Below are 22,595 nucleotides of genomic sequence, written 5' to 3'. Positions count from 1 at the left end.
TGATAGTTTATAGATGTAAATATTCAGTGATATAAAATGCCAGTCACTCGATATGGCCTCCTGTTTATTTAATTCTCTATTAGGTTTAGGGCTTGTGGCTAAAAGGGGAGGTCAAATCAACTTCCTGATTGATTTAACTAAGTTAGGAGGGTTGTAAACCGGGTAATAGCGTATAAATACCTAATGGAAAAATTGCGTATAAATACCAATGATAACGGGAAATGAAGCAGATGAGGCAGCAATTTCTAATGATTGATTATGCTGCCATGTTACGATTGTTTCAGATAAGAAAGGTGATAACTGGTGTTAGCCCTTTCGCTGTTTTCGTGGAGCTGATACGGAGAATATAAAGAAGGCAGGGGAAGGCTGCCGGGTTTGATCGTTAACTATTTTATTATTAATGCTTTGCCTGATCGGTAAAGCATTTCTTCTTGCCGAAGCTTTGCCTTTTGTTCGATGCTTAAAGGCTGTGCGATAAGCTTGTTCAGGTCGGGCTGCCCTGCATCAACCCAGGCCGAGTACCAGAAACTACCCACGGAAAGAATAGATGCCCGCATTTGCCTTGCCACCATCCCCTTCAGCATTTTGTGATAAGTCAGGCTATAGGCCACGGAGTAATCGGTAATTTGCTTTTTGCCATGCTGTACCAACGCGTACTTTTTGTCCTGCGGGTAGGTTTTGTTCAGTATGCGCTCAAAGCGTAAAACCGTATCAACGGTTTTGTAAGTAGCCTTGCATATACGGAATGCTTCGTTCAACGGGTTTTCAATATACCGGGCCTTGCCAACGTAGTAATTATAATGATCGGCAAATAACTCGGGCAGGCGGCTTTCCCAAAGGGCATGGATGCCGGTTTGCCCCGTAAGCTGGCCGTTGTAGTTTTGGGTTAGGTGCAGCGGTACGTGTGCATCGGCAATATAATGCCCTAAATAGGCAGATGCATTAAGGATGGCCGTTGTATCATGGGCTTTCAAAGCCCGTACCAGCCTGTAATACTGGTACTGAATGGTCCAGGGAACAGTGCCGTATTTAATGATGGTATCTTTTGAGTATTTGGCAACGGCATCCTTCCATTTTTTAGGCATAGCCTCAAAGGGTTTTTTGCCGTAACGGTCGGCATCAAAGAAATGGCGTGGCGCTTCTGATGAGTCAACATAGCGGCGTTTGTCGGCGCTAACGGCATGTTCGGTTATATAATCGATATTGCATCTGTAAAAATCTGCCATGGCCTTCGGTAATGTGAAAACTGCCAGCCGGTTAATACGATAATGTGCAAAGAATCCCCATGATGAGCATAACATGATTAAACAGGTACCAGTTATGCTTAAAATTATGCGGCGGTTCATGAGGCAAAGATGCAATTAAAGGGGGAGTTTTAAATTATACTTCTCCCTTAATTGGCTGCTTACCTTATTGGCTTCATCAATAATACTCTCCGGGAAACCGACGCCTTTTAAAACAGCGATGCCATTTCGGTTTTTGAGCAATCCCTCTTTAATTTTATAATCAAATACCAAGCGGTCATCACCAATCACTTCCTCAAAAGAGAAAACTTTGTAATCGCTGCCCAGTAATTCGGCCAGTTCCAGATCGTGTGTAGATACAAAAACGAAGCTTTGATTGTGGATAAAGTAGCTTAGTACGGCTTTCGCGGCGGCTATCCGTTCAATGGTATTTGTACCCCTGAAAATTTCATCAATGATTACGAGGCTGTTTATGGGTTTGCTGGCAATGGTTTGTGCCACTATATTTTTAACAGCTAATGCCTCGGCCTGGAAATAGCTTTTATTATCGCCCAAATCGTCGGTCATATCAATGCTGGTAAATATTTTGAGCGGAGGAGCCTGGTATACTGTAGCAAAACTGGTGTTAATGGTTTGCGATAGCAAAGCGTTTATAGCAATAGCCCTGATAAAAGTGGTTTTACCCGACATGTTGGAACCAGTTACCAAAATGCCTTGTGTATTATCTATAGCGATAGAATTTGACACGCAGTTTTCAATAAGCGGGTGATAAAGATTTTTAATAATGATATGAGTATTGCCGGTTGTAAGTTGAGGTTTGCAATAATGAGCCGCGCCATCACGTACCGATTGGATGGAAATGGCAACATCAACCTCAGCCACCGCTTCATAAACAACTTTAATGTCACTAAGGTATTTGTTTACCTTGGTGATGGATTTTATAAATACCAGCGGCTCAATAAGCAGGAACATTTTCAGCCATTCGGTAACCAGGTAGTAAATATCGGTAGGGTCAATAGCGGCTTTATTTTGCAGGGTGATATAATTTAACGAATTTTTGAGTTTGCCCATATTAACCATACTGAGGCGGGTATTTTCATTATCCCTGAGCAGGTTGTGGTTCTTAAGCCAATTTGATACCTTGAATAAAACCAATAACTGCGGTAGCGAATGTGTGTAGTTCAGCATCTGGGTTTTATTACTGTAATGAATAACTACATTGGCTATCATTAATACCAGCAATAGCAAGAGCATAAACTGGTTGGGAACAATAAAAAGGCTAAATGCCACTCCAATGATCAAAAACGGCGCTATGCTGATATAAAAATTGCCAATTGCCGGAAACATGGAATGATGCGGTTTCTTAAAAAGCTCCGGTAAGTAGTAGGCATCACTGTTCCCTAACTCAGATAATTTAAGCTCGGCTGCCTCTCTCAATTCTTTGTCGGCGGTGACATTGCCGATCCGCTGTTCAAGCGTTTCAAAATACTCTTCTGAAATTTGCGGGGAGTGTAATTGCTTATATAGGTATTGTTGCCCGGGTTTTGAATTGGTACGGTCGATAAATTCAAATACGCTGTCGATGTCAAGGTCGGTGGCAGTATCGGCAGAGATCCCGCTTGAGCCGCCATAAGCTGTAAGGTAGGTGCTGATCGGTTTGAAATTTCTGCTTGCAATTATGGGTTTGCCCCAGCGTTCTTTTATTTCGGTAAGTTTCTTTTTTTGTTGGGCTTTGTTTTTTAAATGGCTTATTAAAATAAATATAAAAGGCAGCAGTATTATAATAATGATCCAGTATATCATGTTTAAGTAGTATTAATAAGCCACTGTGTTTGCTAATTAGATAATACCCGCGTGCAATTGTTTCACCGATACGAAATAATGTTGATCTTACAGTTTCCCCGAATAAACCTTCGTATCGTAATTAATAACGATAACGCCATCCTGCTGAAATTTATCAAAAAGTGCATGCAAATCGTTAATCATTGGCCCGTACCCCTCATCGCCACGTGCAGGCATGTATGATGATGACAGCAGCCTGCCTTTTAATCCTTCAAAATCAAATACCTGTTTATTGGCGAATATTTCCAGGTGAACGGGTTGCGGCTTAAAGAAAGCAGCGATATGTTCGGTATCGATGTTGCGGTGATCAACCTTTACGTAATCGCGGGCATGTTTTACAATGAGTTCATCATATTCCTGTTCAAAGGCCGATGTTGTTTTTCTTTCATTCCAGATGAGGGCAACAATGCCATCCGGTTTCAGGATCCTTTTAAATTCAGCACAGGTTTTTACGGCATCAAACCAATGAAAAGCCTGTCCGGCTATAATAGCATTAATGCTATTACTCTCGATGCCGGTATTTTCTGCAGTGCCGTTTCGGGGGATAAAACCGTTATATGAACCGAGTAACTCGATAGCTTTTTCGCGCATCTCCAAATTTGGTTCAATGGCAATTACCCGGTAGCCTTTTTTCAGGAACAATGCGGTAGAGATCCCTGTACCTGCACCAATATCGGCAATGAGCTTATCCTGTGTTAAGCCGTAAGCGTCATGTAAAAACTTAACAAGTTCGTCGGGGTAGCCGGGACGGTATTTTACATAATCTTCAACCCGGTTGCTGAACCTGGTGGTGCTGTTGGTAACCATAAACGCAATAGTTTTAATTAATAGTAACGCAGCAAAAATCATTGTGTTGTATAAACACTTCGTGAATGCGGGGTTAACAGCTTGTTAATTTGAGAGGTCTTCACGTCTTAAGGGTTCAGGTAATCAATCACATTATCAACCTAATCATCCTGAAATATAAATCAAAAAACCACTTGCATATTAAATTTAATCGCTCTATATTTGCAGTCCTTAAAATAAGTAGAAAAGAATAACAAGCTATACGAGATGGCAAATCATAAATCATCATTAAAAAGAATCAGGGCAAACGCTGCGAAGCGTCTGCGCAACAGGTACCAGGCTAAAACAACCAGGAACGCTATTAAGAAATTAAGAAACACTACTACCAAGGCCGATGCTTCTGCACTGTTGGGTAAAGTGATTTCAATGCTTGACCGTTTAGCTAAAAAGAACGTTATTCACAAAAACAAAGCTTCGAACAATAAATCAAAGCTTACTAAATTTGTTAACGGCTTAAGCTAATCTTAGCTATTAAAATATACCAAAGGGGATAGTGTACCAACGCTATCCCTTTTTTTGTTTGGCGCTTTTTCATACTTTAATGCCGTGGAAAACTACGAAAGCAAGATCAGTATTAAATCATGGGCTGAGGAAGACCGCCCGCGTGAAAAACTTAGTGGACAAGGGCGCCGCGCCCTTACCGATGCCGAGCTGATCGCCATCCTTATCGGCTCGGGCAGCCGCACCGAAACCGCGGTTGAACTGAGTAAGCGCATCCTGCGCAATTATGATAACGACCTGAACAAGCTTGGTAAGGCTTCCATAGCCGAATTATCCAAGTTTAAAGGAATAGGGGAAGCCAAAGCTATATCTATTATTGCCGCGCTGGAGATCGGCCGCCGCCGTAATGAATTTGAATCGGGCGCCATTGAGGTGATCACGTCAAGCAGGGATGGGTACAATATTATGCGTCGCCATTTGATGGACCTGAACCACGAGGAATTCTGGATCATACTATTAGGCCGTTCCAACAAAGTATTAGGGAAGGAGCTGATCAGTAAAGGAGGTTTGTCGGCTACGGTATGCGACCCGAAGATCATCTTTTATTCAGCCCTGCAATACCAGGCCAGCGGCCTAATACTGGTGCATAACCACCCATCGGGTAATCTGAAACCCAGTAACGAAGACATTCAGCTCACCAAAAAAATAAGCGCCGCTGGCCGGATGCTGGACATGGGTGTGTTTGATCATTTAATCATTACCGATGCCGGCTACTTAAGTTTGGCCGATGAAGGGTTGATGTAGTTTCGATTTTAAGATTTGAAAATGAGGCGATTTGAAATTGACCTAACATTTTCAAATCTTCAAATTAGATTAATTTTTAAATAAAATACCTTTTACCTTTCGCCTTTAACCTTTCAGCCTAAATCGTATCTTTGCCGATTATCATTTCGGAATAATGAAAATATCTTATAACTGGCTTAAAGAATTTATTGATACTGATAAAACGCCCCAGGAAATTTCCATCATCCTTACCGGTACCGGTTTGGAAGTTGAAAGCCTGGAAAAGGTACAGGCTGTTCCCGGCGGACTGGAAGGCCTGGTAATCGGCTATGTGAAAGAGTGTGTTGATCATGCCAATTCTGATCACCTGCATGTTACCAAAGTTGATATAGGCGGGGCAGAAGACCTGCAGATTGTTTGCGGTGCTGCTAACGTAGCCGCCGGGCAAAAAGTAGTAGTGGCGGTGGTTGGCTCTACAGTTTATCCAACCAGCGGAGAACCTTTTGCCATCAAAAAATCAAAGATCAGGGGCGAAGAATCTCACGGGATGATCTGTGCCGAGGATGAGATAGGTTTAGGAACCAGTCATGCCGGTATTATGCTATTGCCGGATGATGCTCCTGTAGGTACTCCTGCTAAAGAATACTTTAAGCTGAACGACGATTACATGTACGAGATAGGCTTAACCCCTAACCGTGCCGATGCGGCTTCGCATTTAGGTACTGCAAGGGATATTGCCGCTTTCCTGAAAATTGGTATCAATAAGCCCGATGTAAGTGCGTTTAAAGTTGATAATACAAGCCGTACTATAAAGGTTGTAGTGGAGAACGAGCAAGCTTCACCGCGCTATTCTGGCTTAACCATCAGCGGTGTTGAGGTTAAAGAGTCGCCACAATGGTTAAAGGAGCGTTTGGCTGTTATTGGCATCCGTGCTATCAATAACATTGTGGATGTTACCAACTATGTACTGCATGAGCTTGGTCAGCCCTTACATGCTTTTGATGCCGATGAAATAACCGGCGGTAAAGTGTTGGTGAAAAACTATGCTGAAGGCACTATATTTAAAACTTTGGATGATGTTGACAGGAAACTATCTGCCGATGACCTGATGATTGGCAATGCCGAAGAGCCAATGTGCATAGCAGGTGTATTTGGCGGTGCTAAATCAGGTGTTAAAGAATCAACCAAAAATATCTTCCTGGAGAGTGCCTATTTCAATTCTGTATCTGTTCGTAAAACTTCAAAAAGGCATGGTTTAAAAACCGATGCTTCATTCAGGTTTGAGCGTGGTACCGATCCGGACATGACCGTTTTTGCATTGAAACGTGCTGCATTGTTGATTCAGCAGGTGGCAGGTGGTGAGATATCGTCAGAAATCTCCGATCATTACCCAGCACCGGTTGCTCCCTTTGCTGTGGAAATCACCTACAATACCATTGATAAGCTGATTGGTAAAAAGATTGGCCATGATGAGATCAAAGGTATTATCACGGCACTTGATATCAAGATAGTGAATGAAACTGCGGATTCATTATCGTTACAAGTGCCTCCATATCGTGTGGATGTTACCCGCGATGTGGATGTGGTTGAAGAGATCCTGAGGATCTATGGTTATAACAACATCGAGATCCCTACACAGATCAGGGCATCCCTAAATAACTCCATTCGTCCGGAGAAAGATACCGTTCAAAACCAGTTATCTGATTTGCTGAGCGCGAATGGTTTTAACGAGATCCTGGCTAACTCACTTACAAAATCTGCCTATTCGGATAACCTGGATACTGCCGTTAAGATTCTGAACCCACTGAGCAGCGATCTGGATGTAATGCGTCAAACCCTGCTGTATTCTGGTTTGGAAGCTATAGCCTATAATCAGAATCGCCGTAGCTCAGATTTGAAATTTTACGAGTTTGGAAAGGTGTACAGTGTTAAAGATGATAAGTACACCGAAACCCAGCGTTTCAGTATTTTGATCACCGGTGCTAATACTGCCGAGCAATGGAACCAGAAATCAAAACCGGTATCATTCTATAATATCAAGGCTGTGGTTGATGGTGTTTTGCAGCGCCTGGGCATCAGCAACTTTACAGTTGAGGATGCAACGTGTAAAAAAATGTCGTTTGGCATTCAATACATGTTAAATGGTAAGCAATTGGTGAAATTTGGGTCGGTAGCTGCAGCTTCTTTAAAAAAGGCGGATGTTGACAAAAAGGTATTTTATGCTGATTTTAATTTCGACCTTGTGCTGGCAGCTATCCGTAAGAATAAGATCGTTTACCAGGAGGTTTCAAAATTTCCGGCTGTTAGGCGCGATCTTTCTATGTTAATAGACCAAAGCGTATCATTTGGCCAGTTAAAGCAAATTGCCCAGCGTACCGAGCGTAAATTGCTGAAGGAAGTTGATGTGTTTGATGTTTACCAGGGTGATAAGCTGCCTGCAGGTAAAAAATCATATGCTTTGAGTTTTATCATCCAGGATCTGGAAAAAACGTTAACAGATAAGGCAATTGATTCTATTATGCAGAAATTAATTTATAATTTAGGAAAAGAAGCCGGAGCAGAAATTAGAAAATAGTGAATGGTTGATTGGGTGAGTGGTTGATCTGGTAGTTTAACCATTCACTCAATCAACTTAATCAACCAATAACCAAACATGGCCTCATTAGCAGAGCAGTTAAATAAAATTGTAGATAAAACCGAGCGCCTGATTGAACTGTGCGCTGCTTTGCAGGAGGAAAATGACCTTTTAAAACTGGAAAGTGAGGCACTTACGGTAGCTCTGAACGCCAGTAAGGCCAAGACAAAAGAACTGGAAGAAAAATTAAAAGTTGTTAAAGTTGCCAAGTCTTTTTCTGAAACAAATGAAAAAAGTGTTGACATTAAGCAAAAAATTAACGACTTTGTGCAAGAAATAGATAAGTGTATTGTATTATTGAAAAAATAGTACAAAAAGTGAAAAGCTCAAATGGGAGAAATCTCAATAAAAATAAATATTGCTGACCGTGTTTACCCCTTAAAGGTTAACATGGAGGAAGAAGAAATAATACGCAGGGCGGCTAAGCTGATCAACGACCGGATAAAAGAATATCAGGAAAATTATGCGGTTAGGGATAAGCAGGATTTACTTTCAATGTGTGTGCTGCATTACGCAACGTCATCATTGAAGGCAGAAAAGAAAGTTACCGTTGAGGATACAGAGGTGACTGAAAAAGTTTATCATTTAGATCATTTGTTGACCGAATTTTTTTCGAAGTAATAAACGTTCTTTACATAAATATACAAGAGCACATTAAGATTTAACCGCAGTTAAATTTTAGGTTTCACTATTAAAAACTTAACGCTTCAATATTAAGCGGATCAAGAGGCATGCGTTAGTTGCGATTAACGTTAACCAACCCATGGTCCCCAATATCCGGAATGAGGTTTTAAATACATGATACTTAAAAATTAGTTGCGGTTTTTTTATTTACATACATATATAACACCACCAAACCTAAAATGGACATATTACTATACGTCATCATCGGCCTGCTGGCAGGCGCCATCATTGGCGTGCTCATAGGTCGCTTCCTATTATTAAAGCTTTTTAAAGACCAGGAAACATCGGCTCAGAATAAAGTGAAAAAGATCTTAAAAGACGCTGAAAACAATGCCGAGATCCTGAAAAAAAACAAATTGCTTGAAGCTAAAGAGAAGTTTTTACAAATGAAAGCTGAGCATGAGCAGGAAGTAAATAATAAAAACAATGCGGTAAATCAGCGCGAAAATAGTGTTAAACAAAAAGAGCAATCATTAAATCAGCGCCTGGAAAATGTTAACCGCAAGGAGAGCGAACTTGATAACACCCGCAAAAATCTTGAAAAACAAACCGAAATAGTTGTTAAAAAGCAAGACGAGGTAGAGCACCTTAAAAACCAGCACATTCAACAGTTGGAAACCATTGCCGGCCTATCGGCCGAAGATGCCAAAAACCAATTGGTTGATACCCTGCGCGAGGAAGCCCGTACCAAAGCGATGATCCAGATCAAGGATATTGTTGACGAGGCTAAGCTTACCGCTACCAAAGAGGCAAAGAAAATAGTGATCCAAACTATCCAGCGTACTGCTACCGAAAGTGCGATTGAGAATACAGTGTCTATTTTCAATATTGAAAATGATGAGATCAAGGGCCGTATCATTGGCCGTGAAGGGCGTAATATCCGTGCACTGGAAGCCGCAACAGGTATCGAAATCATTGTTGATGATACCCCCGAGGCTATTATCCTTTCGGGTTTTGATCCGGTAAGGCGCGAAATTGCCCGTTTGGCTATGCACCGTTTGGTTACTGATGGCCGTATCCACCCGGCACGTATTGAAGAGGTAGTTGCCAAAACCAAAAAGCAAATAGAAGAAGAAATTGTCGAGATAGGTGAGCGTACTGTAATTGATTTGGGCATTCATGGTTTACACCCTGAACTGATCCGGATGGTTGGCCGTATGCGTTATCGTTCATCTTACGGGCAAAACCTGTTACAGCACTCACGTGAGGTTGCCAACTTCTGTGCTACCATGGCTGCCGAACTTGGCTTGAACGTTAAAATGGCGAAACGTGCGGGCTTACTTCATGATATTGGTAAAGTACCTGATGATAATCCTGAACTGCCGCACGCTATTTTGGGTATGCAATTGGCTGAAAAATATAAAGAACACCCTGAAGTTTGCAATGCTATAGGTGCCCATCATGATGAAATTGAGATGACCTCAATGTTATCGCCGATAATCCAGGCTTGTGATGCTATATCAGGCGCACGTCCTGGTGCACGCCGCGAGGTTGTTGAAAGCTACATTAAACGTTTGAAAGAACTGGAAGAGCTGGCATTATCATATCCGGGTGTCGAAAAAACGTTCGCTATACAGGCCGGCCGTGAGTTACGTGTTGTGGTAGAGAGCGAAAAGATCAGCGACGCGCAATCAGAAGTTTTGGCTGCTGATATTTCAAACCGGATCCAGACAGAAATGACTTATCCTGGTCAAATTAAAGTTACCGTTATCAGGGAAACTCGTTCGGTAGCATTTGCCAAGTAATCATTATAAAAATTAAACGAAACCCTTTCGGCACAAAACCGAAGGGGTTTTTATTTTTACAACGTGGCAGCAAAAGCAAATACCAAACAGAAGGCAGCAGTTAAAACTACTGCAAATATTGATGAACGCCCTGTTGATCGTTATTTCAGGGAATATGAAGAAGCTCACCAGGATAGGGTTAACAAAATCATACACTATGTCTGTATCCCAACATTGGCATTTAGCCTCTTTGGATTGATCTGGGCTATTCCTTTTCCTCATTTAGGCTTTTTAGGAACATATAATGGCTATTTTAACTGGGCTTCCTTTGTTATAGCTATTGCCATCTACTTCTATTTAAAGCTATCGCCAATTATATCTTACTTCATCTTATTTATTTTATTAGGGTTTAGTTACGGTATAATGGAACTTGTAGCGTGGCAGCAAGCGGGAGGGCCCGTTATGTGGCTATTATGTGTTTCTGCGTTTATTCCCTCTGCAAGCGCGTTACTTATCGGCAATAGCCGTGAGCCGCAGTTTGCAGCAAACGGACTCAACATTAAATCATTAGCCGTAGCGCCTGCTTACTTGCTGAACCAATTGCTTAATAAATTGAGAATCAAAAGTTGATTTTGGTATTTACGTATTAAGTATTTGTTAAAATGCTCATTACCGTTGCCCTTTAAATACTATATAATAGGGACATTTTTTAGCTGTGACGAACATAATTGTGTAATTTATCCCCGATAGTGGATAAATAAAAACTTAATATTTCGGCGCATTAGTTTTTTTATTTTATTGATAATCAGCATTTTTAGATTAGTTTTCGGGCGTCTGTGTCAGGTAAAGAAGAAATCATTAAGTAGTTGTTAATATAATAATCTGATGTTAATGTAGAATTAACATTGGTAGGGCAATTTTGTGCAATAAAAATTCACAAATGAAAAAGCTCTACTTTATTATTTTAACACTAATAATTATTGGGGTTGGGAGCGTTGCAGACGCTCAGATCACCACCTCGGTACTTACCGGTAAAGTTACAGATCAAAAAGGTACCACTCTTCCGGGTGTAACCATTACTGTACTTAATACCAGCACAGGTACCAGGTATGGTGCACAAACCAACGGCGAGGGCCGTTTCTCGGTTAATAACATTAACCCGGGTGGCCCTTACACGGTAACCGCTACTTTTATCGGTTATAAAAAAGACGAAAAAAGCGATCTTACCCTTCAGTTAGGTAATGCTACTTTAAACTTTGTATTGCAGGATGCAACTACAACCCTGCAGGAAGTTAAAGTAAAAGCATCTGCTGGTCCGGCTAAAACAGGTGCAAGTACCCGCATTGGTCAAAACCAGATCCGTACTGCTCCCTCAATTAACCGCAGCTTGCAGGATTTAACCAGGAATACCCCTCAAAGTAACAATAACTCATTCCAGGGTACCAACTACCGTTATAACAACGTAACACTTGACGGTGCTATCAATAACGACGCGATCGGTTTCAGCCCATCATTAGGTGGTCAGAACAATGCGTCAGGCCAGGTAGGCAGCAGTACCCGTACAAGTCCTATTTCCCTTGATGCTATCCAGGATATCCAGGTTTATGTTGCCCCTTACGATATCAAAATCGGTAACGTATTAGGTGGTAGTATCAACGCCGTAACCCGCAGCGGTACAAATAACTTCAGCGGCGCGGTTTACGGTTACGGCCGTGGCTCGTTCATGGTGGGGCCAAACAACGCAGCAACTGCTTCTGGCGGTGATGGTTCAAAGCTTAATGATTTTCATGATTACCAGGCCGGTATTCGTTTAGGTTTCCCTATCATTAAGAATAAATTATTCTTCTTTACCAATGAGGAGATCGCCCGCAGGCAAGATCCTGTTATCAGAGGCCTTGACCACAACGGGGCGTCTAATATACTAAGTCAGGCTGATGGCGATAAATTGGTTACCGCTTTTAAATCATTTACAGGCGGTTTGGATCCGGGTACATATAACAATACCACGATTTTCTCTAACTCAAACAAATTCTTTAACCGTTTGGATTGGAACATCGATGACCACAACCAGTTAACTATCCGTAACAATACCATCAGCTCAAAAGCTACTAACTTAGAGCGTGATCAGCAAAACTTCCGTTTCAGCGGTATTGATTACACTTCGCACAATAACTCAACTTCAACTGTTGCTGAGTTAAAATCAAGGTTCAACAGTAGCCTAAGCAATAGCCTGGTATTAGGTTATTCAAATGTGCATGACTACCGCGATCCTAATTCAGATCCGTCTTTACCACAGATCGAAATCACAGGCCGTACTCCTGGTACAACTATTTTCATGGGTACTGACCGTGAGGCCGCTATTTTTGACATGCACCAGAAAACAGCTGAGTTCACTGATAACCTAACCTGGACAAAAGGCAAACACACTTTTACTTTTGGTACACACAACGAGTTTTATAATATCACCTATAATTTCGTAAACTCATGGAACGGTAGGGTAGCTTATAGCAGTATTGAAGATTTTATCGCCAATAACCCCAGCCGAGTACGTACCAACTTTAATTACACCAATAATACCCGCGATTATATCCTGGCTAATCCTTCTGCTCAATTTAAAGTTAACCTAATGAGTTTGTATGGACAGGATGAAATTCAGTTAACAGATAACTTAAAGTTAACGGTAGCTTTACGAGCCGACTATGCAGGTGTGCCTAACAAACAACCGTTAAGCGATAAAACAACCAACGCACCGGTTGATCCTAACTACGGTAACACTTATACTTATACCAAACCGAAAGATATTAAACAGAATTATCTGGGTAATATAGAGTGGAACCCACGTGTCTCATTTAACTATGACCTAAACGGCGATCAAAGCGTTGTTTTACGTGGCGGTAGTGGTTTCTTCACTGGTCGTGTTCCATTTGCATGGTTTGGTTACGCATTTTATAACAACGGCAGAACGTATGGAGCTTATGACGTAAAAGCTCCAAGTTCTGGTATTTCAGGCCAAACACCAGGTACCAACCCAGTACAAACTGCTGCTAATGGCGAACTGAATTATGTTAACAAGCAAGTACCTGCTGTAAATACCTCCGCTTCAGGTGCAACGCAAGTTGATATGATCGACAATAACTTTAAAATGCCACAAGTTTGGAGAAGCAGTTTGGCTGTTGATTATACTACTGATGATCAGTGGAAATTTACCGGCGAAGGTATTTATACTAAAGTTATTCACGACTTGAAATTTCAACAGGTAAACACGCTTGATCAGGTAACTTATTACGTATACGATACACAAAAACAACAGCCCATATTTAATAATACAGCCACTGCCCTTAATAAAGGTAAGATCAATACGGCATATACCAATGCTTACCTATTATCAAATACAAGCGAAGGCTACCGTTACAGCTTAACCGCACAGATAGCTAAAAACACGCAATTTAGCCCAACCAGTGCTTTGAACGTGTCTGTTGCTTATACTTTTGGCCACTCAAAAGATGTTACCAATGGTATCCGTAACTCAATGGAATCAAACTGGCAATTAAACCAGGCTTTAAATCCAAACAACCCGGGTATAGCCAATTCAAACTTTGATATTCGTCACCGTATCGTATCAAACTTGAATTTTAAACATGATTGGGATGCGGCTCAAAAATATACTGCAAACTTTACGTTTTTCTTTAGCGCACAATCTGGTAATCCATATACTTATGGTTTCTATCCAAGTGCTATCGATGGAACTGGCCAGCAAGTTAGCTTAGCTTATATCCCTAAGCATGGCGAAACAGTGAATTTCTTCTCTGATATAGTAGGTGGTCAAACAGCCGCACAACAAGCAGCAGCATTTGATGCATTTATTGACAAAAACTCTTATTTGTCATCTCGCCGCGGTAACTTTACCGAGCGTAATGCCGCGTTTACACCTTGGAATAACCAGTTGGATTTCCGCTTTACTCAAGACTTTAAATTTGGTGGCAAACACAAACAAATGATCACGTTTACTTATGACGTAATCAATTTGACCAACCTGTTAAATAAGAAATGGGGACAATATTATTTCTCGGCTAATACATATAATTCAACGTCAAGTGTTGGTTTAACACCTGCAAAAGGTGGAACTCCTTCATTTGAAAATGCTCCTACAACTTATCCTAAATATGTATTTAAGGATCCAGGAGTACCATACTCAGTTGATTTGTTCGCTTCACGCTGGCAAATGCAATTTGGAGTACGTTACAGCTGGTAATCGTAAAACAAAATATAGTTAAGAGTAAACAACAAAGCGCCTCCGATATCATTGGGGGCGCTTTGTTGTTTAATAGAAATTAGCTATTAGCAAAAATGCGAGGCATATCATAAATGCCCCGCATTTGCTTTATAACTTTTAAAATTGCAGTTACAAGTTTTTCCCCAATTTATCCAGTATATCCTGCGGTACTTTTTCAAGATCGAGTACCAGGAAACCGTCAAGGCAGTCGGCAAATTTAGGGTCGATGTTGAAGCTGATGATCTTAGCGTTAAGGGCAATGTATTGACGGAGCAGTACAGGTACTTTCATATTGCGGGTTTCTACTTCCGATATCAGGTTGTCGAGACCTTTAAAGCTGTCTTCACCGGCCATAAGCAGGTCGGTATCAATTTTGGCAAAATCAACCTTGAATTTTTTGCGTGGTTTAACATACTGCGCCATTTCATGGTCAAAGTGGTTCCGGTTAATATAATCGACAATAAGCGATTTGGAAAACTTAGAAAAGGAGTTACTGATACTTACCGGGCCTATCAGGTAGCGGTACCTGGGGTTATCTATCAGGAATTTAAGGATGCCTTTCCAAAGTAAAAACAGCGGAAGCGGTTTAGTCTGGTATTCTTTGCGGATCCATGAGCGGCCCAGTTCAAGGCTGCGGCGTAACACTGGTATAAACTGGGTTTTAAGTTTAAACAGCTCATTTACGTAAAAGCCCTTTTTGCCTACGCTGTAAAATATCTCGTCGCCCAAACCAATGCGGTAAGCGCCTACAATCCGTTTGGCTTCAAAATCCCAGATGAACAGGTGATGATAATAAATATCATATTCATCAAGGTCGATAGCTTTGTTTGTACCTTCACCAACCTCGCGGAAAGTGATCTCGCGTAGCCTGCCTATTTCCCGTATCACATTAGGGATGGTTGACGTCGGAACGATGAACACCTCGTAGTTCTTCTCAGTCCAAACTTTATAGGTTTCGCGCAGCGGTTCAATTTCTTTCTCAAGAATGGCGCTATCTATTTCAGGAGAAACCTCTTCGGCTTCGCGTTTAATTTTAAACAGGTTTCGCGGGTTGAAGATCTTTTTTTCCTCTTCCAAGCCTGTGCCTAAAGCATAGGTACGGGCGCGTAAAAAGTTGAGCAGTTTGGCACTGTTGGTATAGTCGGGGATATCGGTCACATTAATGGGTTTCCCAATGCGCAGCTTAATAGTATGCCCATGTTTGTTAAATAACTCTGACGGTAATTTTGCCGTACGCAGGGTAGGGTGCAGCAAGCTAAGAAAGTTAAATAACAGGCCATTATTGCCGTGGAAATAAATAGGCACCACCGGGACTTTGGCTTTGGCAATGATCTTACCTACAACCGGGTGCCACATACGGTCGGTCACCTGTTTTTGTTCTACCTTAAAGGTTGATACCTCGCCGGCCGGGAAAATACCTATCGGGGTGCCTTGGTTTAACAGCTCAAGGGTGTTTTTTAGGCCGCTTATGCTTGATGAATGTTCAACATTTTCAAAAGGGTTTACCGCTATAAAATAGTCGGCAAGGTTGGGGATTTTTTTAAGCAGGAAGTTGGCCATCAGCTTTGAATCGGGGCGGGCCATGCACAGGACTTTTAATAACACCATACCCTCAATACCTCCGTAAGGGTGATTGGCAATAGCTATAAAGGCTCCGTCTTTAGGTATGTTGCGGAGCTCACGCTCATCAAACTCAACATCAATACCACAACCTTCTAATATGGCATCAACAAAGTCGGGGCCTTGCTTGGGCTGTGCCTGGGCAAACAGGTCATTAACCTGGTTTATTTTCATTAGCTCCATCAATAAAGCGGCCAGGCCCGGCATTTTCAACTTATCCAGTTTGGTGGCTTTGGCAAACTCTTCGGTGGTTATAACTTTCATTGTTTTTTATAGCAGTATGTTTTAACAAATAAATATCCTAAATTTTTATTTAATTTAACGCCTGGAACATATCATAAATGAGGCCGCAAATTAAAAACTACCTGTCTGTCACAAAAAAAGAGTGGAACGGAATGGTAGTGTTGATTATTTTAATTGCAATAGTTTTGCTGGCCCCCTATATGTTTCAGGCAAACCGCAAAGATAATATAATAAATTTTAAGGCTTTTGATAAAGCGATAACCGATTCCGATAAAACGGAATATCTCCCGGCAAGAGATGAAGCTTCTGCGGGTAGTCGCAATGTCCGTCCTGCTGCACTCTTTAAATTTAATCCCAATAACTTACCTCTTGCAGGTTGGATAAAGCTTGGCCTTACTGAACATCAGGCAGAGGTAATTAAACATTACGAGCAAAACGGCGGACGATTTTATACCAAAGGCGATGTGCAGAAAATGTACAGCGTTAGCCCGGCAGAATATAAAATCCTTGAACCGTATATTAACCTGCCCGATGGGGCTGCTTATCACACAAAAAAAGTTAAACCGGGAGAAGCAATAGAAATTAATACCGCCGACTCGGCGAGGCTTACCATGATCCATGGGATTGGCCCTGCATTTGCCCGGCGTATCGTACATTATCGCGAACGGGTTGGCGGCTTTTATAATAAGGAACAGTTAAAAGAGGTTTATGGCATCGACGAACAAAAGTATAACCAGATCAAGGCTGATATTGCTGTTGATGGTAGGCATGTTATTAAAGTGAATATTAACACAGCTACTTTTAATGAGCTTAAGCGCTTTCCCTATCTCAGTTACAAACAAATGGATGCTATTGTAGCTTATCGCGATGAGCACGGTAACTATAGTGCCCTGAACGACCTGAAAAATATTGCAATACTTAATGACGGAATTTTGCGTAAAATTGGGCCTTATTTAGTTTTCAAATGATAGCCCAGCAAATTAAAGCAGCCATAAGGGATATTCCCGATTTCCCGAAACCGGGAATTGTTTTTAAAGATATCACGCCCATACTGAAAGACCCCGGATTATGCGAAGGCATCATCGATGCTTTTGTTGAACAATTGCAGGGAACCCGAATTGATGCGGTGGCCGGTATCGAAAGCAGGGGCTTCCTGTTTGGGCTTACGCTTGCAACCAAATTAGGGGTGCCGTTTGTACCCGTGCGCAAAGCAGGTAAGCTGCCTTTCACTATAAAACAAAAAGCTTATAAGCTGGAGTACGGCACCGCCACCATCGAGCTGCATACCGATGCCTTTGAACCCGGTCAACATATATTACTTCATGACGATTTGCTGGCTACCGGTGGTACAGTAACTGCGGCCAGCGAGCTTATCAAGGAAATGGGCGGTATAGTTGCCGGTTTTTCCTTTGTAGTGGGGCTTGGTTTTTTGAATGGTAAAGAAAGGATTACGCCTATTTGTGATAAGCTGATAGTGCTGGCGGATTATTAAGCCGTAACAAAATGGGGTATCCATTTTGTTGATTCTTTGTCGGAGGGCATGGACAACGATTGTCCTGCTTACAGTTGCGGGCCTGTGCGGGGGCGCGTTAGATTGCAGTGAAAAGCCCGCAGTGCGCGGAGGCTTTTGCAATGGGAACGGGAGGACTTGCAACGGAAAGCCCGGGCCGCAGGCAACGCCCATGTTATAAAGTCAATCGAAATAACACGCTCAATAATCAGTGACTTACAAATTGTAATTATCAATAAGCCAAACTAAAAAGCCTGCTCTTGTAAGTAGGGATTACTTTGCCGTTCCTCAACTTCTTTATTTGTTTTCAAACTAACAGTAAGGATTATTTCTGCAACGTTTGATATTTATTCCCATTCGCAGGGTCGAGCTTTAAAAATAGGTTCATGGCGGTTAACCGTTCCTGGTTATCGGCCTTGCTATAAATGGAAACCAGTTCATCACTTTTTGCTGTGTAAAATATAAGCGGAAGCATCGCGCCCACACGTTGCCGGTCTATTTGCTGTAGTAAAGGTAGCAGGGCATCAATAGCTTTGCGACCTTTGCTCACATTATCGGCCATCAGATCGAGGCCGTTGCGGTGATAATCATACAAAAAGCTGCGCAGCGGATTATATAGTTTATTATTCAGGTTTTCGGATAACCAGTAACGGTTTACATTGCCATCAAAGGCTTTCCAGCCACCGTATGATGATGTTTGCGCATTGGTTACGATGGTCTGTGCAGCTAAAAAATATGGCGTGCCTCCAAACTTTGAAAACGTGTCATAATCAAGGCCGATAATAATGTTGGCGTAAAAAGCCATGATCGAACTTAAATTTCCCTGAAAATTTTGATCGGTATAGTCAATGGTCTGACCCTCGGTATAACTAAAGCTAATATCTTTATCATTAAGATTTAACAGGGTGGAGGTGTATGATGTGCCATAAACCGGCCGGGATGATTGTACCTGCAGTTCGCCGGTAAAATTACTGCTGCCATCCCAGTTGGTAATGTTCAGCACAAAATTGCAATCTATTCTCTCCTGCGGCAAAATTGGATCAGCACTCCATTTGCGGCCGTTCAGGAAATCCTTCATGGCAGTTTCCAACGTTTGAAAAACGCGCTTATTCGCAACCTGTATCTTGGGCGATAACACTTGTATACGTGCATTCAGGTCCTGGGCTACAGTTCGGCAGCAAAGAAACATCAGCAAAGTACAAAGCAGCAATTTTTTCATCCGTTTATCAGTTGGGCAACTCTATTGCAAATATCGCGGGCTACCGCTTCCTTGCTTTTCAGGTCGAAAGTAGTTTTCTTAAGCTCACGATCAATAATGGTTATTTTATTGGTATCGCCTGCAAAACCGGCACCCGCGTCATTGAGCGAATTTAGTACAATAAAGTCGAGATTTTTCTTTTGCAGCTTGGTTATCGCGTTCATTTCCTCATCGTTGGTTTCCAAAGCAAAACCAACCAATATTTGTCCTTCGCGCTTAGCCTCGCCAAGAGTTTTTAATATATCAGTGGTTTTCTTCAATTCTATGCGGAGATCGTCGTCTCTTTTCTTGATCTTTTGAGTGGCAACATCAGCCGGGGTATAATCGGCAACGGCAGCGCTCATAATGCAAGCCTTCGCATCGCCATAAGCGGTTAAGCAGGCCTCTAACATTTGTGCCGCCGAAATAACATTAACCCGTTTTATATTTTGCTGCTTGCTGATTTGCGCAGTAGGACCGGTCACTAAAGTAACTTCGGCCCCCATCAAGGCCAGTTCATCTGCGATAGCAAACCCCATTTTGCCCGACGAATGGTTGCCGATAAACCGTACAGGGTCTATAGCTTCATAAGTTGGCCCGGCGGTTACTAGTATTTTATGACCGGCTAAACGGAGTTTTTTTTTTGATTCAGCTTCCAGGAAAGCAACAATTTCTTCAGGTTCGGCCATCCGGCCTTCACCATGCAAACCGCTGGCAAGTTCGCCGTTACCGGGCGGAATCATGATGTTATCAAATGATTGCAGCCTGCTTACGTTTTGGCGGGTCGCCGGGTGCAGCCACATATCCAGGTCCATAGCCGGAGCAAAATAAACAGGGCACTTGGCCGAAAGATATACCGCGCTAAGCAGGTTATCGCAAAGGCCGTTAGCCATTTTAGCAAGGGTGTTGGCCGTGGCGGGGGCAATAACCATCATATCAGCCCAAAGCCCAAGTTCAACATGGTTGTTCCATTCGCCGGTATCAGCCTTAAAATAATCAACCAGCGCCGGGTTTTTTGAAAGCGTTGAGAGTGTAAGCGGTGTAATAAAGTTGGCGGCATCGGCAGTCATCACCACTTTAACGTTAGCGCCTGCTTTAACCAGCAGCCTAACCAGCAGTGCCGATTTGTAGGCTGCAATACTGCCGCAAACTCCTAAAACAATGTTTTTGTCTTTAAGCATAAGCTCAGATCCGCCAATAGGCGAAAGGATAAATATAGGCTAAAATAGAAAAAACTCCCGATAGGGGAGTTTTTCACGATATAAATAAATTTCCGAAGCTGCTTTTTTAGGAGCCGGGAGACTAAACTTCTTTAGTTGGGTTACGGTAGTATACTTTACCATCTAAAAATTCCTGAACGGCAACTAATGACGGTTTAGGCAATTTTTCGTAGTATTTTGAAATTTCAATTTGCTCACGGTTCTCAAACACTTCTTCAAGGTTATCATTTGATGATGCAAATTCAGAAAGTTTCTGGTGAAGCTCTTCTTTAATGTTGTTTGAGATCTGGTTTGCCCTTTTTGACATAATCACAAGCGACTCATAGATGTTCTCTGTTTTGGTATCCAGCTCGCGTAAATCGCGGGTTACAGTGCTGCTGGCTGCTGCTGGTTTATTACTGTTGTTAGCTGTCATATCTTAATTTAAACTCTTTAATATATCTTAATTAATATGGTATTTTTTGCGGCTGATTTTTTTCAGATGGCGATGTTGTTGTTACAGTATCTTTCTTTAAAAGTTTCTTAGCGGTTTTTTCATTGCTCATTGCTTCGGCAATTAAACGCTGCGCCTGTTTTATGCCCTGCTGGCTGTCTTTTACATATGCCTGAGTTTCGTGCAGGTATTTACTGTTCGGATATTTTTCGGCAAACTGGTCGGCATAAGCTATAGCCTGGTTAAAACGGTCTTCCTGTTTGGTTTCAAAGCTATGATAAGCATACTGATATTGCGCTTTAACAATAAGGTATTCCATTTCTTCGCCATATTTGGTATCAGGATAGTCGCGCAGTGCATTGTTGAACGCAATTACTGCCGATTGATAATCGCTGATGGTTAAATAAAGTTTGGCGTTGGCATAAGCTTTGGTTTCCAGTTTGTCACGCAGGTTCTGGATCAGCTTGCTGGCCTCGGCTACACGGTCGCTTTTGGGATAAAGGTTAATAAACAACTGCAAAGCGTCGATAGCTTTTAACGTATTGTCCTGGTCAAGCGAATATATCGGCGAATCAAGGTAGTAGCAATAAGCAGAGAAAAAGCGGCATTCCTCAGCCCTTGGGCTTGAAGGATAGGTATCGGCGAACGTTTTAAAATGATATCTTGCCGATGTATAATCTTTTTGTTTGTAATACGTAAACGCGTAGTAATAAAAGAGGTCTTCTGCCCCTTCACGGCCACGGTATCGCTCCACCAATACCTCAAATAAACCTAAAGCTTTGTTATAGTCCTTTTTATTATAGTACTTAATAGCTTCCTGGTATTTTTTAGCGTAATCGTTACTGGCTTTTAACTTTTCGTATTTGCTTTTACAACTGCCAAGCGTAATAATTACGATAGCTAAAACACTGGCTAATAACGTTAGTTGCTTTTTAAACATTCTGCAAAGATAGTTAATAATATAAATCAATCAATTTTTATTTAGCTGCTAATATATAACGACGCTTTGGCTCGATGCCTATATATAAAGCGTATTTAACATCTTTTAACTATTGCGGGTTTTGATGTGGTGTACTTGCTAAACTAATAGGATTAAAATGGTTGTTTCTTATATGATGAAGGTCGGTTTTTGAAAGTTTCATTAAGCGGAAAGCTATATGGTCTGGGCGATGTTAATGATGTATTCAGTGAGATTGATTGCGAATGCTTCGTGTTTCAATAATATTAAATGGCGACACCAAGCCATATACAGAACAAAAGGTTTTACTTATAAATCTCTCTAAGTAATTTGATAATGACATTGGATGATGATACGGCCAGCTTTAGTAAATAACAGAAAATAAAAGTATATAAATTAAAGAATCGGCCGGCTGCACCAGAGGTGCAAAAGGTTTGCAGCGAAAAAAATATTTTGGTGCGCCGGCGGCACACAACTGCAGTTTGGTTAAGCATCATGCTGGTGGTAGTGAATGTTGCTTGATTTCAGCTTTACTATTAAATAAGATTTGGGCGTTGCCTTCGGCCGGGCTATTCGCTCATACGCCTGCAGGCATTACGCTCGTTGGCCGGTACCCGCTGCTATCCCTAACGCTGGTTTTCGAGGCTTGTATAAACTTTTTTGCCTGATGTATAGTATGTTAAGGAAATCCTTAAGAAAATAGATAGAAATAATTTGGAGAAGGCGTAAAAGTGGCTACCTTTGCAGCCCGCAAACGAGGAAGTGAGTTAGCGGGTTAGTACATTAAAAGGATAGAAAAGTAAAGGAAAAAAAAGATTGAAAATCTTTTTGTGGGAATGAAAAAAAATCCACACCTTTGCAGCCCGCAAACGAGGAGAAGAGGGGAGTAAAGCGGGTCTGAA

Annotated in this window: 18 protein-coding genes; 10 read left to right on the top strand and 8 right to left on the bottom strand. The window is 41.7% G+C overall.

The features are described 5' to 3' along the window. Positions 1-386: 386 nt before the first annotated feature. The 3 genes from BLP33_RS14460 to BLP33_RS14450 all read right to left on the bottom strand — a co-directional run bounded on the left by BLP33_RS14460 (position 387) and on the right by BLP33_RS14450 (position 3,893). Positions 387-1,346, bottom strand: coding sequence for a zinc dependent phospholipase C family protein (locus BLP33_RS14460; RefSeq protein ID WP_139159996.1), 960 nt, complete (start codon positions 1,344-1,346; stop codon positions 387-389). A 15-nt stretch (positions 1,347-1,361) separates the two neighbouring features. Next, positions 1,362-3,047, bottom strand: coding sequence for a MutS-related protein (locus BLP33_RS14455; RefSeq protein WP_090529774.1), 1,686 nt, complete (start codon positions 3,045-3,047; stop codon positions 1,362-1,364). A gap of 87 nt (positions 3,048-3,134) precedes the next feature. Next, the gene (locus BLP33_RS14450; RefSeq protein WP_090531254.1) at positions 3,135-3,893 is read right to left on the bottom strand and encodes a class I SAM-dependent methyltransferase; all 759 of its coding nucleotides are present in this window, start codon (positions 3,891-3,893) and stop codon (positions 3,135-3,137) included. 246 nt (positions 3,894-4,139) lie between these two features. Between BLP33_RS14450 and rpsT the strand changes: the two genes are divergently transcribed. From rpsT to BLP33_RS14410, 8 genes are all read left to right on the top strand, one after another. Further along, the gene (gene rpsT, locus BLP33_RS14445; protein ID WP_090529771.1) at positions 4,140-4,394 is read left to right on the top strand and encodes a 30S ribosomal protein S20; all 255 of its coding nucleotides are present in this window, start codon (positions 4,140-4,142) and stop codon (positions 4,392-4,394) included. 84 nt (positions 4,395-4,478) lie between these two features. Beyond that, positions 4,479-5,177 carry a RadC family protein gene (gene radC / locus BLP33_RS14440; RefSeq protein WP_090531252.1) on the top strand — a complete coding sequence of 233 codons (699 nt, stop codon included), beginning with the start codon at positions 4,479-4,481 and terminating at the stop codon, positions 5,175-5,177. Between the two features lie 154 nt (positions 5,178-5,331). Then, positions 5,332-7,731: a phenylalanine--tRNA ligase subunit beta gene (pheT, locus tag BLP33_RS14435; RefSeq protein WP_090529768.1), complete on the top strand. Its 2,400-nt coding sequence runs from the start codon at positions 5,332-5,334 to the stop codon at positions 7,729-7,731. Positions 7,732-7,809: 78 nt separating this feature from the next. After that, positions 7,810-8,100, top strand: a complete 291-nt coding sequence (locus tag BLP33_RS14430; protein WP_090529765.1) for a hypothetical protein — start codon at positions 7,810-7,812, stop codon at positions 8,098-8,100. Positions 8,101-8,121: 21 nt separating this feature from the next. Then, positions 8,122-8,412, top strand: coding sequence for a cell division protein ZapA (locus tag BLP33_RS14425; RefSeq protein WP_090529762.1), 291 nt, complete (start codon positions 8,122-8,124; stop codon positions 8,410-8,412). Between the two features lie 242 nt (positions 8,413-8,654). Next, positions 8,655-10,220 carry a ribonuclease Y gene (gene rny, locus BLP33_RS14420; protein ID WP_090529759.1) on the top strand — a complete coding sequence of 522 codons (1,566 nt, stop codon included), beginning with the start codon at positions 8,655-8,657 and terminating at the stop codon, positions 10,218-10,220. A gap of 63 nt (positions 10,221-10,283) precedes the next feature. After that, positions 10,284-10,829, top strand: coding sequence for an Mpo1-like protein (locus tag BLP33_RS14415; RefSeq protein ID WP_090529756.1), 546 nt, complete (start codon positions 10,284-10,286; stop codon positions 10,827-10,829). Between the two features lie 310 nt (positions 10,830-11,139). Then, the gene (locus BLP33_RS14410) at positions 11,140-14,451 is read left to right on the top strand and encodes a TonB-dependent receptor (protein WP_090529753.1); all 3,312 of its coding nucleotides are present in this window, start codon (positions 11,140-11,142) and stop codon (positions 14,449-14,451) included. A gap of 150 nt (positions 14,452-14,601) precedes the next feature. Here the strand turns inward: BLP33_RS14410 and BLP33_RS14405 are convergent, their stop codons facing one another. Beyond that, complete coding sequence (locus tag BLP33_RS14405) at positions 14,602-16,356, bottom strand: lysophospholipid acyltransferase family protein (protein ID WP_090529750.1); 1,755 nt, start codon at positions 16,354-16,356, stop codon at positions 14,602-14,604. Positions 16,357-16,433: 77 nt separating this feature from the next. Between BLP33_RS14405 and BLP33_RS14400 the strand changes: the two genes are divergently transcribed. Further along, positions 16,434-17,303 carry a ComEA family DNA-binding protein gene (locus BLP33_RS14400; protein WP_090529747.1) on the top strand — a complete coding sequence of 290 codons (870 nt, stop codon included), beginning with the start codon at positions 16,434-16,436 and terminating at the stop codon, positions 17,301-17,303. Further along, positions 17,300-17,827 (top strand): adenine phosphoribosyltransferase, encoded by a 528-nt coding sequence (locus BLP33_RS14395; protein ID WP_090529744.1) that lies wholly within the window; start codon positions 17,300-17,302, stop codon positions 17,825-17,827. The genes BLP33_RS14400 and BLP33_RS14395 overlap by 4 nt, the downstream gene beginning before the upstream one ends. Before the next feature lie 343 nt (positions 17,828-18,170). On the opposite strand, the gene BLP33_RS14390 is transcribed toward BLP33_RS14395, so the two are convergent. The 4 genes from BLP33_RS14390 to BLP33_RS14375 form a co-directional block, all read right to left on the bottom strand. Further along, positions 18,171-19,064 (bottom strand): type IX secretion system protein PorD, encoded by an 894-nt coding sequence (locus tag BLP33_RS14390; RefSeq protein ID WP_090529741.1) that lies wholly within the window; start codon positions 19,062-19,064, stop codon positions 18,171-18,173. After that, on the bottom strand, positions 19,061-20,263 hold the full coding sequence (gene coaBC / locus BLP33_RS14385) for a bifunctional phosphopantothenoylcysteine decarboxylase/phosphopantothenate--cysteine ligase CoaBC (RefSeq protein ID WP_090529738.1): 1,203 nt from the start codon (positions 20,261-20,263) through the stop codon (positions 19,061-19,063). Before coaBC ends, BLP33_RS14390 begins: the two co-directional genes overlap by 4 nt. A gap of 121 nt (positions 20,264-20,384) precedes the next feature. Further along, positions 20,385-20,717 (bottom strand): DNA-directed RNA polymerase subunit omega, encoded by a 333-nt coding sequence (locus BLP33_RS14380; RefSeq protein WP_090529735.1) that lies wholly within the window; start codon positions 20,715-20,717, stop codon positions 20,385-20,387. A gap of 31 nt (positions 20,718-20,748) precedes the next feature. Beyond that, positions 20,749-21,675 (bottom strand): outer membrane protein assembly factor BamD, encoded by a 927-nt coding sequence (locus tag BLP33_RS14375; protein WP_090529732.1) that lies wholly within the window; start codon positions 21,673-21,675, stop codon positions 20,749-20,751. Between the last annotated feature and the right edge of the window lie 920 nt (positions 21,676-22,595).

Origin of the sequence: Mucilaginibacter sp. NFR10, assembly GCF_900100445.1 — a bacterium.
In the GTDB taxonomy this organism is placed as follows: Bacteria; Bacteroidota; Bacteroidia; order Sphingobacteriales; family Sphingobacteriaceae; genus Mucilaginibacter; species Mucilaginibacter rubeus.
The sequence above is the reverse complement of the archived record's forward strand: the minus strand, read 5'-3'. Positions and strand labels throughout refer to the sequence as shown.

What these genes read in the sequence shown, in the direction of transcription:
- BLP33_RS14460 (WP_139159996.1), bottom strand. Translation starts at nt 1,346, where the DNA reads ATGAACCGCCGCATAATTTTAAGCATAACTGGTACCTGTTTAATCATG.
- BLP33_RS14455 (WP_090529774.1), bottom strand. Translation starts at nt 3,047, where the DNA reads ATGATATACTGGATCATTATTATAATACTGCTGCCTTTTATATTTATT.
- BLP33_RS14450 (WP_090531254.1), bottom strand. Translation starts at nt 3,893, where the DNA reads ATGGTTACCAACAGCACCACCAGGTTCAGCAACCGGGTTGAAGATTAT.
- rpsT (WP_090529771.1), top strand. Translation starts at nt 4,140, where the DNA reads ATGGCAAATCATAAATCATCATTAAAAAGAATCAGGGCAAACGCTGCG.
- pheT (WP_090529768.1), top strand. Translation starts at nt 5,332, where the DNA reads ATGAAAATATCTTATAACTGGCTTAAAGAATTTATTGATACTGATAAA.
- BLP33_RS14430 (WP_090529765.1), top strand. Translation starts at nt 7,810, where the DNA reads ATGGCCTCATTAGCAGAGCAGTTAAATAAAATTGTAGATAAAACCGAG.
- BLP33_RS14425 (WP_090529762.1), top strand. Translation starts at nt 8,122, where the DNA reads ATGGGAGAAATCTCAATAAAAATAAATATTGCTGACCGTGTTTACCCC.
- rny (WP_090529759.1), top strand. Translation starts at nt 8,655, where the DNA reads ATGGACATATTACTATACGTCATCATCGGCCTGCTGGCAGGCGCCATC.
- BLP33_RS14410 (WP_090529753.1), top strand. Translation starts at nt 11,140, where the DNA reads ATGAAAAAGCTCTACTTTATTATTTTAACACTAATAATTATTGGGGTT.
- BLP33_RS14405 (WP_090529750.1), bottom strand. Translation starts at nt 16,356, where the DNA reads ATGAAAGTTATAACCACCGAAGAGTTTGCCAAAGCCACCAAACTGGAT.
- BLP33_RS14400 (WP_090529747.1), top strand. Translation starts at nt 16,434, where the DNA reads ATGAGGCCGCAAATTAAAAACTACCTGTCTGTCACAAAAAAAGAGTGG.
- BLP33_RS14395 (WP_090529744.1), top strand. Translation starts at nt 17,300, where the DNA reads ATGATAGCCCAGCAAATTAAAGCAGCCATAAGGGATATTCCCGATTTC.
- BLP33_RS14390 (WP_090529741.1), bottom strand. Translation starts at nt 19,064, where the DNA reads ATGAAAAAATTGCTGCTTTGTACTTTGCTGATGTTTCTTTGCTGCCGA.
- coaBC (WP_090529738.1), bottom strand. Translation starts at nt 20,263, where the DNA reads ATGCTTAAAGACAAAAACATTGTTTTAGGAGTTTGCGGCAGTATTGCA.
- BLP33_RS14380 (WP_090529735.1), bottom strand. Translation starts at nt 20,717, where the DNA reads ATGACAGCTAACAACAGTAATAAACCAGCAGCAGCCAGCAGCACTGTA.
- BLP33_RS14375 (WP_090529732.1), bottom strand. Translation starts at nt 21,675, where the DNA reads ATGTTTAAAAAGCAACTAACGTTATTAGCCAGTGTTTTAGCTATCGTA.